A 16,270-nucleotide genomic window follows, 5' to 3' on the forward strand; every position below is an offset into this window, starting at 1 on the left:
CACAACAAAAAACAAAACAGGAATTGAAAATGAATGAAATGAATAAAATAAATTATGCTGAAGCGCTTGAATATCATGAAAAAGATAAACCTGGTAAAATTGCTATTACTGCAACAAAGTCTTTAGTTACTCAGCAAGATTTATCACTTGCTTATTCTCCTGGTGTAGCTGCTCCATGCCTTGAAATTTCCAAAAATTTAGATGCTGTATATAAATATACATCTCGTAGTAATTTAGTCGCAGTAATCTCTAACGGTACTGCAGTACTTGGTCTTGGCAATTTAGGCGCAGCTGCTTCAAAACCTGTTATGGAAGGTAAAGCTGTATTATTTAAAAAATTTGCTGATATTGATGCAATTGACTTGGAAATAAATACCGAAGATCCTATAGAATTTATTAATGCAGTAAAATATCTTAGTTATAGTTTCGGTGGTATTAATCTTGAAGATATTAAAGCTCCGGAATGTTTTCTTATAGAAGAAAAATTAAAATCTTTAATGGATATACCAGTATTCCATGACGATCAGCATGGCACTGCGATTATTACCGCTGCTGGGCTAATAAATGCTGCATATCTTACTAACCGTACGCTTGAGGATTTAAAAATTGTAATTAACGGCGCAGGTGCAGCAGCTATTGCTTGTATTGATTTATTAATTGCTCTTGGAGTAGATAAATCAAAGATTATTTTATGTGATACTAAAGGTGTTATTTATAAAGGTCGCACAAGTGGTATGAATAAATGGAAAGAGCGTTATGCAAGTGATACTAAGATTAGGACTTTAACGGAAAGTTTAAATAATGCAGATGTTTTTATAGGGTTATCGGTAAAAGGTGCAGTAACTAAAGATATGATAAGTCAAATGGCACATAAACCAATTATTTTTGCTATGGCTAACCCTGATCCAGAAATTACTCCGGAAGATATAAAATTTGTGCGAGATGATGCGATTATAGCAACAGGGCGATCTGATTATAATAATCAAATTAACAATGTGATGGGTTTTCCTTATATTTTTAGAGGAGCTTTGGATGTGAGAGCGAGTACCATTAATACTGAAATGAAAATAGCTGCAGCAAGAGCTATTGCAGATTTAGCGCGTAGACCTGTACCGGAAGAGGTGTATAAAGCTTATTCAGGTCGTAAACTGGTTTTTGGTAATGAATATATTATTCCAGTACCATTTGATCCTCGTTTAATTACTGTAGTAGCCGCAGCGGTTGCTGTTGCTGCAATAGAAACTGGCGTTGCTAGGGTTAAAGATTTTAGTATAGGTAAATATAAGCAACAATTAGGTAGTCGATTAAATCCTACTGCTAACTATATGAATTTCTTAGCTGAAAAAATTCATAATGTACCGCTTAAACGGATTGTTTTTGCTGAAGGAGAAGAAGAAGAAGTAATTTCTGCTGCTCTGATGATGCGAGACGAAAAATATGGAAATCCAATTATAATTGGTCGTGTTGAACGGATTGAGGTTATATTAAAAAAGATAGGTAAAGATATTAGCTTAGATGGAATTCAAATAATGAACGCTGCTTTAAGTGATAGGCTAGAGCAATATACTGATTATTTATATAAAAGACTTCAGAGAAAAGGTTATTTATATCGTGATTGTGCCAAACTTGTTAAAACTGATAAGAATATTTTTGCCGCTTGTATGGTAGCATGTGGTGATGGTGATGCTCTTTTAACAGGTGTTACAAAAAGTTATATAGATAGTTTAGAAGATATTATGAAAGTAATTTCCCCAAAACAAAATCGTAGAATTCTTGGCTATTCCATTATGATTGCTAAAGATCATAATATTATTATTGCCGATAATTGTATTACAGAGTATCCAAACAGTTTAGAACTTGCACAAATAGCAACACAAACTGCAGAGATTGCTAAAAATATGGGTATCACTCCTCGTGTCGCTCTTATTTCTTTTGCAACGTTCGGTAATTCTTCTCAGGAAAAAACAACTCGTATTCGTGAAGCAGTAAATATACTTGATAATTTTAGTAAAGATAAAAAACAGTTAAACGATATGAAAGTAGATTTTGAATATGATGGAGAGATGTCTATTAAGGTAGCTTTAGACCATGATTTACGTAAATTATATAACTTTTGCAGGTTATCAGGATCTGCAAATGTATTAATTATGCCAGGTTTAAATTCAGCTGCGATTGCTACTGAATTATTGCAAAAATTTTCATCAAATAGCTTTATAGGTCCTATAACAAACGGTTTTGAAAAACCTGTTCAAATACTGCAAACTACAGCGACAGCTAATGAAATACTAAAAATAGCTACTTTTGCTTGTGTTGAAGCTATAAAAGAAGTGTAAGCGATTATTTATAAATCAATTCTAACCGATAATGTTTTTCCAATCTAAATTTGGAGTTTTTAAAAAAATTAATAATAATTATTTTTGTAAAAATCTTATCAATTAGTCATTTATAATGATATTATTTGTCAAAATCATATTTTTCAAATAAAATCTTATAAGACACAGTAAAAGCTAGAAAATATTTAAATAGCGATTTTTGCTTGTGTTAAGTTTATAAAAGATCTTTAATTACTAGATATTTAATTAATTTGTGGAGGTAAAATGGATTCATTACTAAAAAACGAAGTAATTAAACTGTTTAATGATAAGCAAAAAAGTGGAATCACAAGAATTAAAAAATGGTGTGCTGATAATAATAAAGATTTTATAGAAGAAACTGCTAAATTTTTTTATGAAGAAAAAAGTAATTTGAATTTAGAATTTGTAGGCGATTATCTTGGTACAGATGGGGTTGATAATCAAAAAGTATTAGAAAGTTTTACTAAGAAATTTGATTTTAAAGACAAAGATTATTTAGAAAGTTTACGTAGGTTTTTACAATCATTTAAATTACCGGGCGAAGCTCAAAAAATCGATAGGTTAGTTGAAAGTTTTGGAACACATTATTATGAACAAAATTTAAACATTGACATAAACAGTAAAGATGCTGCATATATATTAGCTTACCAAGCAATTATGCTTAATACCGATTTACATAATCCGAGTATTGCAAAATCGAAAAAAATGACCTTTGAGCAATTAAAGAATAATTTAAAAGGTACTAATGAAAATAAAAATTTTAATGATAATTTTTTAAAAAAGATATATGACGAAATAGAGGCGAAACCTTTTAAATTAAATTTTGTTGATAGTAGTCCTGGTTATCAGATAAATAATATAAGTTCGCAAAATGATAAAGTTTTTAAACAATTAAATCAATTTTTAGAAGAAAAGAGAAATATTCAAAACATCTTTCCTAAATTACAAAATAATAATTTAACGATAGAATTTAAAAATGCTAAAACATTTCTTAATAAGTTTACCGGTTACAAAGGAAATGTAATCATTCAGGATGAGCAATGCGGTAAAGCAGAAATACAAGTATATAAACCAAGTATATTTTCAAGATGGTTTTTAGGTGAAAAGTCTAAAATCATAATTCAGCCTTTACGTGAAGACGGGAAACAACCTTCAGAACAATCATTGGAATTAGCTGCTCAAATTACTGCAAGCTTTGAAACTGAAGTAACATCTATTAAGGCAACTTATGATTATTTAAAGGAAGATTTAAAGAGCAAGTATGATAATATTAGAAATGCTAAACAAGAATTAGAAAGAATTAGCACTATTGCAGAAGGACATAAAAATATTAAAACAGAAGTTGTATATCAAATAAATCAACCAGTAAAAAATTCTGTAGCTGTTAGTACTATATCAGTTGTGTCGCCAATGTCTAAGGATGATATTCATATTAATCCCCCACCATTACCACTTCCTAAATCAATTCCAAATGTTGTAAAAAAAGCGGCGAAGGATATTAGTAAACAAATACCTCAAGAAAGAGATAATCATAAAGAAGAACTTTCAAAAGTTCTGGAGGTACAAAGAAAAAAAATAGACAAGCAAAATTCAGGGAGAGTAGTATAATTAAACATAGCTTACAATACTAATAATTATTAGTATTGTAAATTTGATTTAATGATTAAGGTACTAAGTAAAATCAGTAAAGAGAATTTTTACAAAAAAAACTTAAGAATGGTTAAGTTATATTACAACGAAACCGAATAATATTCATTATTAAAATGTTTGCTTCTAATTATAAAATTAGATGAGATCTTATTTTTAGATTTTACTTAAGTTCTTTAATCTATTTTTTAGATTAATCAATGTTAATGCTGTATTAAGTATCAGTATTATCGGAAGAAATATGTAATTGATCACGATGTTTTACGTGAATATTTATTTTGTCATTTTCATATATTTAACTAACATCAATTTAAATCATTGAATATATACCAAATATAAAATTTGGGCAACTATACAATATATTAAATTAATTTGCTTTTACTCAGATTAAAGAGTTAGTATCATATGATGTTGTAACAAAAAGAAAATATTATATGCCTAATTCAGCTTTTTTAGTTGCATTTTTTACAACTATTATCCGCTATTATGATTATGCTTTATTCGGTTTATCAGCTAATATACTTGCGCAAAATTTCTTACCTAGTATAGATCAGGATAAACAATTACTCGTTTTTTTTGCAATTTTTAGTGCAGCTGTTATAGTACGACCTTTAGGATCTTTAATTTTTGGATTTATCGGAGATAAATATGGGCGTATTAAATCTATTAAAATATCAATGTTCATAAGTAGTATTTCTACTGGATTAATTGCTATTACTCCTTCCTTTGAGATAATAGGTATTTTTGCTACCGTAATCCTCACATTATGTCGAATGTTTTTTTTAGCAAGTCTTGCTGGAGAAGTTGATGGAATAAAGGTTTATGTAGCTGAAAAAACAGGAGATCATCGGAAAAATTTAAATCTAGGAATCGTTTCATGTTGTAGCCAAATAGGTGCATTACTTGCGTCCATAGCTTATTATTATGCTACTCATTCTAATATTTGGTATTTATGGCGTTTAAATTTCTTTATTGGGACAATATTTGGTTTATGTGCTATTTTTATGAGAAATTTTTTTAAAGAAAGTAGTGAATTTTTATATTATAAAAATAAACCTGCCTCAAAAAGTACGATACAACAAATTATAAAAGATAATAAACTATTTTTTATAATAGCATTATTAATCAACGGTGCTATTGGAGGAGTGTATCATTTTTTGATAATTTTCTTAGGAGTTTTTTTAACAAAAATAGCTTGTATAAATCATACTGAAATAAGGTTTATGAATATAGCTTTGACTACTACCTATGGAATATCAGCTGTTTTTTCAGGTCTGCTTGCCGATAAAATAAATCCTTTAAGACAGATTATATTTGCTTTATTTGCGAGTATTATTGTTGCTCTAGGAATGCAAATAATATTATATCAAAAAATATTTAATATGTTTTATCCTATTATATTAATAGGATTTGCAGCATTTTATTCAGTACCGCTACAGATTATTGTACAATCTTTATTTAAGACTAATGTGAAAATGAGACTTTATAGTCTATCTCATTCTTGCGGAGGTATTATTCTATCATCAACTACTCCTTTTTTTAGTATGTTGTTATGGCAAAATTTTAAGTCACTATCTCTCACCTTAAGCTTTTTTATATTTTTGCTTATATTATTGATTAGTACAGTATTGGTTTTACATAAGATTTTATCCTAATCGAAAACTTTATTGTACGGATAAAGAAATTCATACAGTGTAATCATATGATTTAAATCAATACAATATTGGTATAGAATTTAGATCTTTGACAAAAGCAACAAATAAACACAAGTTTTGTATATGCTTTACCATATTCACGCCTACACATGCATGACATAAATGCTACATGAAACAAGAATCAATCGTATTAGATATACTTGCCATCTTTACTGTAAAATGTAGGTTTTTTATGCCATGGTTGCTTTAAGATTCACAGTTTTGTGATCTTCTTATTTCAAGATTTTCTTCACTTCTTTCGATAAGTTTTCAAATTTGTTTATTAAATTTTTTTGTTCTCTTCACTTTAATTTCTATACCTCGATTTCTGATTTATAATTTTGCTTAGGATTGTTATATTAAATTAGCTTCTAGACTAGAATTTATTTCAAATTTGGCTATTCTAGCTTTTATACTGATCATACTTCTATAGATTTCCGGTTTATCTTGAATTAATGATTTAGTATGTTGCGTAGATTTATTTACTGATACTTCATAAATAAAAGATTCTAAATTAGATAAATTATTTTGAATTTTTTTATATTGGCATTTAAAGATTATCTTCTTAAATGTGATATTCATTTTTATGCAAGATTCTTGAATCGCTTTATTAACTGTATTAGTGAAATTGATCTAATAATTGCATAGATTATCTTATATGTAACAGTGGATACTAGAATTCTCTCTTTTCTTAATTTCTATTAATATAATATCATGGTATGGTAGAGGTTACACTTGTTTTTCTTCAAAACATTTATTCTATAACAATATATAGAATTAGTTGTCAAGGAAAGAGTAATTGGAATTAGTATCGCTCCATGTATGTAATTAGTTATTAATGCAATGTGATTTGTTATTAATCTTTAGCTTAATCGTCATTAAACAAGTTTTGTATTTAGGTAAGTATACTGTAAATAATAACCTATTGCTTTTGTAAGTATAATTCATTTTGCTTTATGAAATTTGATCAATTTTGAAATTTAGTGAATAATTTTTAAGCTAAATATATCAATCTTATTATCGGCATCTAATATTACATTTTGTGCTATATTATCTGCATGAGCTATTCATAATATCTTGAGTACGAAATCTAATGCGCTGTGAGTATATTGTATTATAGCAGTAATTTTTATTGATTGATATACTTAGTATCTTTTTAGAAGCGTCTATTAGCTCTTTCTACTTTTGTTTTCCTTTATTAAAAACTTCCTAAGTCAATTTAGTCAATTCTCTGTATTATCAAGGTATAAAAATTTATTTTTATAATTTCTTATGCTTTTTGATTATCTTTTATTATACCTAATATTTTTATTTAATGAATTAATCAAAGAATACAAATTTTTATTTCATCTAAATTTTTTAGGTTCTGCTATATATGTCCCTTAATTCTTAAAATTAATCCAATTTATGTAGTGTAAGAAAAATTTTGCTATGTAATTAGTTTCCCTTTCACTCCTTAATTCTTTATTCCTAGCTACCAATAATCTAGATTATTGATGAGCCCTAATTTATAAATCTCACATTGCTTTTTATATCTTATTAAATCTTCATTATTAGTCTGATTGAATTGCTCTTGCTTTGCTTTTCTTAATTTTATTTATCTTTTAAGGATAAGTTCTATTTTTTGTTGAACACATGTATAGCTTGTTTAATTTATTGAGATGTTGCTTATATTTAAGCTCTTTAATTTAAGAGTATCATTTATTGTATTGCATCAATGAGTTTTTTTACTCCTACGACTGATTTATCAAATAGTATTTTTTCCTCTTCTGTTAATTGTAGTTCTATTACTTTTATCACACCTTCTTTACCTATAATAATAGGGACTCCGATATATAAATCATGTACATCATATTCACCTTGTAAATAAGCAGCACAAGTTAGAATTTGACGTTTATCTTTTAAATATGATTCAAGCATTGCGATTGCTGATGCTGCAGGAGCATAATAAGCAGAACCTGTTTTAAGTAATGCAACAATCTCACCGCCTCCATTTCTTGTACGATCAATTATTTTTTCAATATTTTTATTACTTGATAAACCCATTTTTATTAAATCAGGTATCGGCACTCCTGATATTGTAGAATATCGTACGAGCGGTACCATAGCATCACCGTGACCACCGAGAACTATACTATTAACATTTCTAACTGATACTTTAAACTCTTCAGCAAGAAACAGATTAAATCTTGATGAGTCGAGTACCCCTGCCATACCAATTACTTTATTATGAGGTAATCCGCTTTCTTTAAGCATTACATATACCATAATATCTAGTGGGTTAGTAATCACTATTACAAAAGCATTCCGAGCATATTTTTTTATATTTTGTGCTACATCTTGCATAATTTTAGTATTAACGCTAATTAAATCATCTCTGCTCATGCCTGGTTTTCTTGGCAAACCGGCAGTAATAATTACTGCATCAGAGCCTTCAATATCTTTATAGTTGTTTGTACCTTTTATTTTAATATCAGCCCCTGCTATTGTAGCAGCTTGCATGATATCTAATGCTTTGCCTTGTGGTACACCTTCAGCTACGTCAAATAATACAATATCACCGAGTTTTTTAAGACTAATTAAGTGAGCGAGTGTACCACCTATATTACCGCTACCTATTAATGAGATTTTTGGATTTTTTGTCATTGTACCCTCTACAATATATATTTAATACGCATAGTACTATATTACAAATAACTTTAAGAAAAAAGAATTTTTAATTATATTGTTAATTCATATAAATTTACAAATCACTTTGACTTTATTCAAATAGATTATAGAGCTGATTTATCATATTTGAGTCATTTGAACAAAATATTGATTTGAATATATAATTAGAGATTACAGGACATTTTGAAAAAGTAAAAATGAAACATTATTCTTATACTATTAATGCTAATTCTGATTTAGTGATAGTTTGCATTATTAATTGTTAACACAGAAGTTGAATCAAATATTATTATGAAATGACACAAGATAAGATATAGTTATATGATTATTTTGATAAGGCTTGTAATTTGCTTGATCAAAAGCCAATATAATAGGCACTAATAGTAGCTTCAAAGGCTATTTGATGTGATTTTGCTTCGACAAAATAGACATTATTGTGTTTCAATAAAGATTATCATTCAAAAAAACATACATAGGTGATATGGAATGTAATCTAGAAGAAAATCTGTAAATTAAAATTTTTTACTTAATTGCTTAGTAAATTGATATATAATTTTCTAGCAATGATGGATAAGACGCATTATGCAACAAAAAATAATAATTTTGCGTCTACTCTAGTAATTTCTCAAATCAACAATATTATTAAGATTATTAATTTTGTATCATTTTATTATTATATTGTGATAACACTTTCACTCCATATATCCATAATATACATACGATAATAAAAGTAAACATCAATAAGCCGGCTATATCGTTATGTACAGCATTTGGAAAAATACTAAAGGATATGAATTGAATAACAGCACCTATGGATTTACCAATTTTAGCACCAATAACATCAACTGCTGCTTTACCTTTAGTCTTAATTTCATTATCTAGTGGAATATATACCATTTCTTTAGTAGCGTCGAAAAGTGAATACTTTACAGATTTAGAAAATACATGCCACAGTCCACCAATAAAAACTATAATAACAAGTGGTGAACTATAGCCAAGAGTATTGACTATATTCCCTAAGTGATTTTCAAAAATTGTGAATGAAAAAAATATAACACCTGCTACAAACATCATAATTGGTGTTATAATAGCACCCCAAAACCAGCCATATATTCTAATTAAACTACTTCCTAAAAATGCACTAACTAAAGTTAGTACTCCAGTCCAAAACAATACTTCACCGTGATAGGATATAAAATCCTTTGTAGCAGGATAGAGTTGTTTTACTTTTGACATCCATAATCCTTCTATTAGGTTAATACTCATAGAGTAAGACATTACCAGAAGACAAATAAAACCAAGATATCTAGATGTCAATATTATTTTTGCACTTTCGATCAAGCTTAATTTTAATATATCCGTTCTTTGGTTTTTAAATTTTATATTTTTATCAGCTTCTACAACTGATTTATCAATGAGTTTATGGAGAGCTAGACAAATTAATCCTGATAATAAAATAACTGTGATGAATGATTTTAAAAGGATTTCATTTGTATCATTTAAATGAGCAAATAAAGGTAATAAGAAATGTTCGCTTTTAGCAAAATAAATAATTACAGTACCTGAGAAGAGCAAATTAGTTTGTCCAAATAAAGTAAAGAATGAGTAAAATCTTGGCGCTTCTTCGACTTTGGTAATTTTGTTTGCAAGCTGCCAATATAAAAGAGTAAAAACTATAACAGGCCATAACTCTCCCATGATATAAAATAATACTAAACTCCACTGTCCCCAAATTATTAAAAACCACTTTAAGTGCGGCAAAACAGTGATATATTGATTAATTAATTCAGGATCAGGATGAAAAAATTCTTTATATGGGAATAAAATAAAACCAAAAATTGTAAAGAAAAATAAAAAAGTACCAGTAATTATCCTAAAAACTTGTTCTGTGGTCATAATATTACAGAGTTTAGAATAGAGAATAACAAATAAAACCCCCATCGGCATTTCGCCCCAAAGTTTTATAAAACTCAATACTTCTGAGCTAATTAATGTAACAACAAAACTATCTTTAAGACTACGCACTAAATTTTGATTAAGTAAAATAAAAAACATTAGTAACGCCATCGGAATGAATTTTGTTAATTCATACGATCTAATTGGCCATACTATATGCCGAAACTTACTATTTCTTGCTTTATGCCAAATTGTGCAGTTAGAATCTACTATATTCATTAATTTATTATGATCTTATTTTTTTAGTACCGAGTAGTCGTTAAAAAGCATTAGATGTCACTCAATAAAAATCTAGAGAAAGTAAAATGAGTTGCGCTTTTATACTAAAATTTAATATTATTCAGAGCTTTTTATGAGATTTTTACTTTCGTAGGCATGACTACATATAAGCTTTTTAAGTATTAAAAATAATATTTTTAAAAACAGTGTCAAGATTTTTTAAAAAAGTTTCATATTATTGTTATTAATTACATTTATTATACTCAATTGCGGCTTTAATAAACTGAATAAATAATGGATGAGCCTCAAATGGTTTAGATTTAAATTCTGGATGAAATTGCACTCCTATGAACCAACGAAGTTCTGGTAGTTCAATTATTTCTACAATTTGTTTGTTTTTAGAAAAACCACTAAATACTACACCGTGTTGTTCAAAAATATTTTGAAATTCATTATTAAATTTATATCTATGACGATGTCTCTCATTTATTTCGAGGCTTTGATACGCAGTAGCTGCAATAGTATTTGCAACCAAGTTACAAGGATAAGCACCGAGTCTCATAGTTTTTTTTATATCAGATATATTTCCAAAATTTGTTTCTATCGGTAATCTGTGTGTAGATTCTTTATTTGAATCCTCATGTATATTTGAATATACAGTGGAGGTGTCGCATTCAAATTCCTCACTATAAGTGCATTTGGAAATATGTGTATTTTTAATTGTTATTGTTACATCTTCAGAGTTTTTATTTATTTTTTCAATAATTTTTGTCCCTTTGATTTTAAATTCTTCTGTTACTGCATCTTTAATACCGATTAAATTTTGAGCTATTTCGATCGTTGCAAGTTGCATACCAAAACATATTCCAAAAAAAGGTATGTTATTAGTACGTGCATATTTTATTGCTATCATTTTCCCTTTCGTTGCTCGTACTCCAAACCCTCCTGGTACTAAAATTCCGTTTATATTTAATAATTTTTTATTAATATTTTCTTCAGTAAGATTTTCAGCATTTATCCATAATAAATCAATTTTGTATTTGTAATAAATACCTGCATGATTAAGTGCCTCGATTACTGATTTATAAGCATCATGTGATTTGTGATATTTAATTATTATAGCGATTTTAACTTTAGAATTAGAATCTTTTATCTTACCAATTATATCGTACCATTTATCTAATTTAGAAGGTACGAGATTAATATTAAAAAAATTTAATACTTTATTTTCAAGACCTGAATTGTGATATGCAATTGGTACTAAATATATATTTTTTTGATCTATTGCTGGAATCACATATTCAGGCTTTATGTTACAAAATAATGCTATTTTATCTATTGCGCTTTTTGAAATGTTACGTTCTGCGCGACATACTAATATATTAGGTGATATACCTATAGCACGTAACTCTTTAACTGAGTGTTGTGTAGGTTTTGTTTTTAATTCACGTACGGTTTTTACATAAGGTAATAACGTTAAATGAATAAATAAACAATTTGCACTTTTTAATTTGTTACCTATTTGCCTTATAGCCTCAAAAAATGGTAAACCTTCAATATCTCCTACTGTACCACCTATTTCACAAATAATAAAATCAAAACCATTGGTATTTGACATAATAAAATCTTTTATTATATTTGTAACATGTGGTATGACTTGAACTGTAATGCCTGTGTAATTTCCTAAACGCTCATCTTTAAGTAACTTTGAGTATATAGCTCCTGTTGTGATGTTATCAAATTTGCATGCTGTTACTCCTGTAAAACGTTCATAATGTCCAAGATCTAGATCAGTTTCTGCTCCGTCATCCGTTACATATACTTCCCCGTGTTCGTGAGGATTCATAGTGCCTGGATCAACATTGAGATAAGGGTCTAGTTTTCGTACACTAACTCTAAAACCTTTGGCCTGTAATAACATAGCAAGAGATGCTGCCGTTATACCTTTACCAAGTGATGAAACAACACCACCAGTAACAAAAATGAAACGTGCCATTATTGATTATAAACCTAGTTTATTAATTTTCCCTGCAAAATTTTATTGCTTTTTTTAAATCTTCTTCTGTATCTACAGAAATAGGAACATCTTCAACTAAGCATGTACCTATAGTCATTCCGTTTTCTAGAATACGTAATTGTTCTAAACGTTCTGTTTTTTCTAAAAAAGTTTGTTTAAGGGATACAAATTTTTCTAAAGCATTTTTGCGAAACCCATATATGCCAAGATGATATAACAATTCTTCTGCACCGTGTGGAATAAGACTACGCGAAAAATACAATGCTTTTCCCATATAGTCAACAGCTACTGTAACATTACTACTAGCTTCTATTGACTCTCTATCTACTCTTACTACAGGTGTAACAATATCATACTCGCTGTTTTTTAAATATTCTATAATTTTTAAAATAGATCTATGTTCAATGAAAGGTATATCTCCCTGTACATTAATTATATAATGAATATTATTATTATTTGGAATTAATTTGAACGCTTCATAAGTACGATCAGTACCGGTAGGGATATCACTATCAGTTAAGATTACTTTTCCACCTATTTTTTTTATGATGTTTGCTATCTCTTCTGAGTCAGTTGCAACATATGTATGCTGAATGTTTGCTTTATTTACTTGTTTGAATACACGTTCGATTAAAGTTATAGAACCTATAAGTTGCAGTGGTTTTTGTATAAGCCTAGTTGAATTTAGCCTTGATGGAATGATTATAGCCACATTTTGATTCTTCATACACTTCCTATTTTGAAAATTAAAAAATAATTGTTGACAGATTAGCCTTTTTCGGCGATAAAGTAAAACATATTTTTGAATATATTCAATATTCGATCTATTTAAAGAATAGCTATGTTGTCTTACAAAGTTTGTAGTTTTTTGTATTAATCTACATTCCTCAATTGATAAACTCTTTGCTCTTTTTAAAATTGATCTTCATATTGCTACATATTTAAGAGCTCGTAGCTCAGTTGGTAGAGCATTTGACTTTTAATCAAAGGGTCCCGGGTTCAAATCCCGGCGAGCTCACCACGCTTCCATTATTGTGGGTTTGTAGCTCAGATGGTTAGAGCACACGCCTGATAAGCGTGAGGTCGGAAGTTCAAGTCTTCTCAAACCCACCATTTAATTGAGTATCATCTTTTTTATTTTTAATGAGTTTTAGTCTAGAGTAAAATATAGCCAAAAAAACATATTTACAACTTCTATCTATATCTATAGACAGCTTGTAATGCATTTCGTTTAAATTTAAGTTTCAATCATCAGATTTGTGTATTCTAAAGCTTCATGTATAGCACTTTCTCGAATATTAATCAAAATTCAATGCCAAACTACAGAAGCAGCATGAAATTTATTATCGTAACTAATACTCTAATACCTAATTTTATTATTAAAAATTAAAATGTTGATACTGATATTGATACTGTTAACTATAAATATTAATTGATCTGTTGAACTGTTAAAATAATTTAAAGGCTTATTCAATTATTTTTCTACAAATGAATTTTGTTTAAAAAACGAATAACATTTTATAAAAAATATTTGCTTTAAATTTTTTTAATTAACAATTAAAATTATTTTGTTAACAGTAATAGCTTATGTCCATTTTTAAAGGAAAAAAATATTTGTTAAATACTGTGAGCTATTATATGTTATATTTAATTTTTGTGTAATCATCCATTCTACAAATAAATCACACAATAATAATTTAGACAATTCTTAGCTTAAGCTTGCTATTAATAACCTTAGGGGTTGCTGGTTTATATTCATTTTATTGGTATTACGTACTCCTAAATTATTTAGCTTTTCCCTATACTTGCGTATTTTTAAATCTGCTTTAATTTTTTACGTTAATTTATTTATATTGATTTGGTTATTGTCTATTATGGTTAGTGTTTGGCTCAATGAAACATCATTGTGATTGGTTAAGCAACGTTGCATCTTTGTGCATTGTGCACTTCTTCATGAAATTGCTATGTTCGATTGCAATTATATGTTGTACATTTACCACAAATTAGTTTTTTAGATACATTTTTGATCGCTATTCCATAATTAGAAGTTATAATATGGTGATGAATGATTATATACCAATACTTGCAAATATTGTATTTATTTTAGGGTTAAACTTATTTGGTGTTACATTGCTATTATATGCAATAAATATTTTATATTTATTAGATTTGATGAACTTAAAATAATTTAGTAAATGTTACTGTATTCTTGACTATTATAATGTTTATTTTAAGTTGCATTTGTTTTGGATGGTATAAGAGCTTGCGAAACATAATTCAAATTATTCCTATTGAAATAGAATTTTATTATGAATGACTTTTTTCGAGCAGATGTCATTTATTACAATTACTTTGCTCATATATCTTATGATATTATCGATGTTACATTCAAAGAATTTATATAGATTATATGAAATATCTATGATGGATTGCTCCTATTTTTTAGTAGGTATGATAGTGGAGTTGATGTTAATGTTGTGTCGTGACAAATTAGTATTATTAACCTATAGATTGACTACTGAATCTAGTAAAATAAAGATTGGATAACATTGTCAAATCACATGCTAACAATAGCATACTCTATAACACCATATTACTTTGTTCTATTACTTTATTTTTACTCGGTGGTCTTATTGCAATAAATATTAATGATATAAATTTAGTGATACTTGCTCATTATCATTGATCTATAGTAGAGATTAGCATTGCTTGTATTGTGTATAGTTATCAATCTATCATACTATTGATGGATCATGATATCCACAAAGAAAAAAACAATGTTTGATTAAGTGGTCAATACATTTTATGTTTGCAATCTACTTACTAACATTTTGCAGATTTTATATATGCTAAGGTTAGCATGCTCGGGTATTTACGATGTTATGCTAGAAGATCCAAATAGCGTAATACCGATGTCATTTAAACTATGTAATGGGAATGATGAATGTTGGATGACTTATTGCTATAGTAGGTGGCTTGATATTTGTTTATATTTGTGGTAAAACAATGTTTTTTAAAAGGTATGAAACTAGAACATGAATAAACCAACTAGAGAAGAAGCAAAAGAAGCTGTCAGGACATTACTAAGATTCATTGGTGAAGATCCAACTAGAGAAGGGTTACTTAAAACGCCTGATAGAGTAATAAATAGCTATATGGAAATATTTTCCGGGTATGGAAAGGATGTACAGGAAATATTAAATACAAAATTTTATGATACTTATAATTTTCAGGATTTGATTTCACTAGAAGGTATAAAATTTACATCATTTTGTGAACATCATATTTTACCTTTCAATGGTACAGTACATATAGCTTATATTCCTGATAACTGTATTATTGGTGTAAGTAAATTAGCACGAATAGTCAATATTTTTTCTAGAAGGTTACAAATTCAAGAAAAAATGACTGTACAGATAGCAGAAAGTATACAGGAGAGTTTAAAACCTCTTGGTGTTGCTATTAAGATTTCTGCTTTTCATAGTTGTATGTCTATGCGTGGAGTGATGCACGATAACAGCGTTATGAATACTATGTATTATACAGGTATATTTGCTGAGCAGCAAAAATATCGTCATGAGTTCCTCAATTTTATCGCTAAAAGGTAGAATCTTGATAAACAATCTGTCTCTAATATGTGCGCAACACAATTTTGCAATCTCATAAAATAATAAAAATTTATTAGATTGCTTCATCAAAATTTATGGTTTTTC

General features: G+C 28.1%; 9 protein-coding genes, 2 tRNA genes and 1 pseudogene. 7 read left to right on the forward strand and 5 right to left on the reverse strand.

Going from position 1 to position 16,270, the window contains the following annotated elements:
* The first annotated feature begins 29 nt into the window (after positions 1-29).
* The 3 genes from RT_RS01795 (at position 30) to RT_RS01805 (ending at position 5,656) form a co-directional block, all read left to right on the forward strand.
* Entirely contained in the window at positions 30-2,333 is a 2,304-nt protein-coding gene (locus RT_RS01795; RefSeq protein ID WP_011190824.1) for an NADP-dependent malic enzyme, read from the forward strand.
* Between the two features lie 264 nt (positions 2,334-2,597).
* Complete coding sequence (gene ralF / locus RT_RS01800; protein WP_011190825.1) at positions 2,598-3,962, forward strand: T4SS guanine nucleotide exchange effector RalF; 1,365 nt, start codon at positions 2,598-2,600, stop codon at positions 3,960-3,962.
* 473 nt (positions 3,963-4,435) lie between these two features.
* Positions 4,436-5,656 (forward strand): MFS transporter, encoded by a 1,221-nt coding sequence (locus tag RT_RS01805; RefSeq protein ID WP_011190826.1) that lies wholly within the window; start codon positions 4,436-4,438, stop codon positions 5,654-5,656.
* 393 nt (positions 5,657-6,049) lie between these two features.
* Here the strand turns inward: RT_RS01805 and RT_RS01810 are convergent, their stop codons facing one another.
* The 5 genes from RT_RS01810 to RT_RS01830 all read right to left on the reverse strand — a co-directional run bounded on the left by RT_RS01810 (position 6,050) and on the right by RT_RS01830 (position 13,284).
* Entirely contained in the window at positions 6,050-6,277 is a 228-nt protein-coding gene (locus RT_RS01810; protein WP_011190827.1) for a hypothetical protein, read from the reverse strand.
* Between the two features lie 1,119 nt (positions 6,278-7,396).
* Positions 7,397-8,341, reverse strand: a complete 945-nt coding sequence (gene mdh, locus RT_RS01815) for a malate dehydrogenase (RefSeq protein WP_011190828.1) — start codon at positions 8,339-8,341, stop codon at positions 7,397-7,399.
* Positions 8,342-9,016: 675 nt separating this feature from the next.
* On the reverse strand, positions 9,017-10,540 hold the full coding sequence (tlc2, locus tag RT_RS01820; protein ID WP_011190829.1) for a nucleotide exchange transporter Tlc2: 1,524 nt from the start codon (positions 10,538-10,540) through the stop codon (positions 9,017-9,019).
* 244 nt (positions 10,541-10,784) lie between these two features.
* On the reverse strand, positions 10,785-12,536 hold the full coding sequence (locus RT_RS01825) for a CTP synthase (protein WP_011190830.1): 1,752 nt from the start codon (positions 12,534-12,536) through the stop codon (positions 10,785-10,787).
* Between the two features lie 22 nt (positions 12,537-12,558).
* Positions 12,559-13,284, reverse strand: a complete 726-nt coding sequence (locus tag RT_RS01830; protein ID WP_011190831.1) for a 3-deoxy-manno-octulosonate cytidylyltransferase — start codon at positions 13,282-13,284, stop codon at positions 12,559-12,561.
* A gap of 218 nt (positions 13,285-13,502) precedes the next feature.
* Here RT_RS01830 and RT_RS01835 point away from each other — a divergent pair.
* The 4 genes and pseudogenes from RT_RS01835 (at position 13,503) to folE (ending at position 16,165) form a co-directional block, all read left to right on the forward strand.
* A tRNA-Lys gene (locus tag RT_RS01835) sits at positions 13,503-13,578 on the forward strand.
* 15 nt (positions 13,579-13,593) lie between these two features.
* Positions 13,594-13,670: transfer RNA gene (locus RT_RS01840), tRNA-Ile, on the forward strand.
* A 611-nt stretch (positions 13,671-14,281) separates the two neighbouring features.
* A pseudogene (locus RT_RS04555) lies at positions 14,282-15,596 on the forward strand (hypothetical protein).
* Positions 15,593-16,165: a GTP cyclohydrolase I FolE gene (gene folE / locus RT_RS01845; protein ID WP_011190832.1), complete on the forward strand. Its 573-nt coding sequence runs from the start codon at positions 15,593-15,595 to the stop codon at positions 16,163-16,165. The pseudogene RT_RS04555 and the gene folE overlap by 4 nt, the downstream one beginning before the upstream one ends.
* Positions 16,166-16,270: the final 105 nt, after the last annotated feature.

This window comes from Rickettsia typhi str. Wilmington, from assembly GCF_000008045.1.
GTDB classification, from domain to species: Bacteria; Pseudomonadota; Alphaproteobacteria; order Rickettsiales; family Rickettsiaceae; genus Rickettsia; species Rickettsia typhi.

Bases quoted from the DNA above. Each gene is read 5' to 3' on its own strand.
- ralF (WP_011190825.1), top strand. From the start codon at position 2,598: ATGGATTCATTACTAAAAAACGAAGTAATTAAACTGTTTAATGATAAG.
- RT_RS01795 (WP_011190824.1), top strand. From the start codon at position 30: ATGAATGAAATGAATAAAATAAATTATGCTGAAGCGCTTGAATATCAT.
- RT_RS01825 (WP_011190830.1), bottom strand. From the start codon at position 12,536: ATGGCACGTTTCATTTTTGTTACTGGTGGTGTTGTTTCATCACTTGGT.
- folE (WP_011190832.1), top strand. From the start codon at position 15,593: ATGAATAAACCAACTAGAGAAGAAGCAAAAGAAGCTGTCAGGACATTA.
- RT_RS01830 (WP_011190831.1), bottom strand. From the start codon at position 13,284: ATGAAGAATCAAAATGTGGCTATAATCATTCCATCAAGGCTAAATTCA.
- tlc2 (WP_011190829.1), bottom strand. From the start codon at position 10,540: ATGAATATAGTAGATTCTAACTGCACAATTTGGCATAAAGCAAGAAAT.
- RT_RS01805 (WP_011190826.1), top strand. From the start codon at position 4,436: ATGCCTAATTCAGCTTTTTTAGTTGCATTTTTTACAACTATTATCCGC.
- mdh (WP_011190828.1), bottom strand. From the start codon at position 8,341: ATGACAAAAAATCCAAAAATCTCATTAATAGGTAGCGGTAATATAGGT.
- RT_RS01810 (WP_011190827.1), bottom strand. From the start codon at position 6,277: ATGAATATCACATTTAAGAAGATAATCTTTAAATGCCAATATAAAAAA.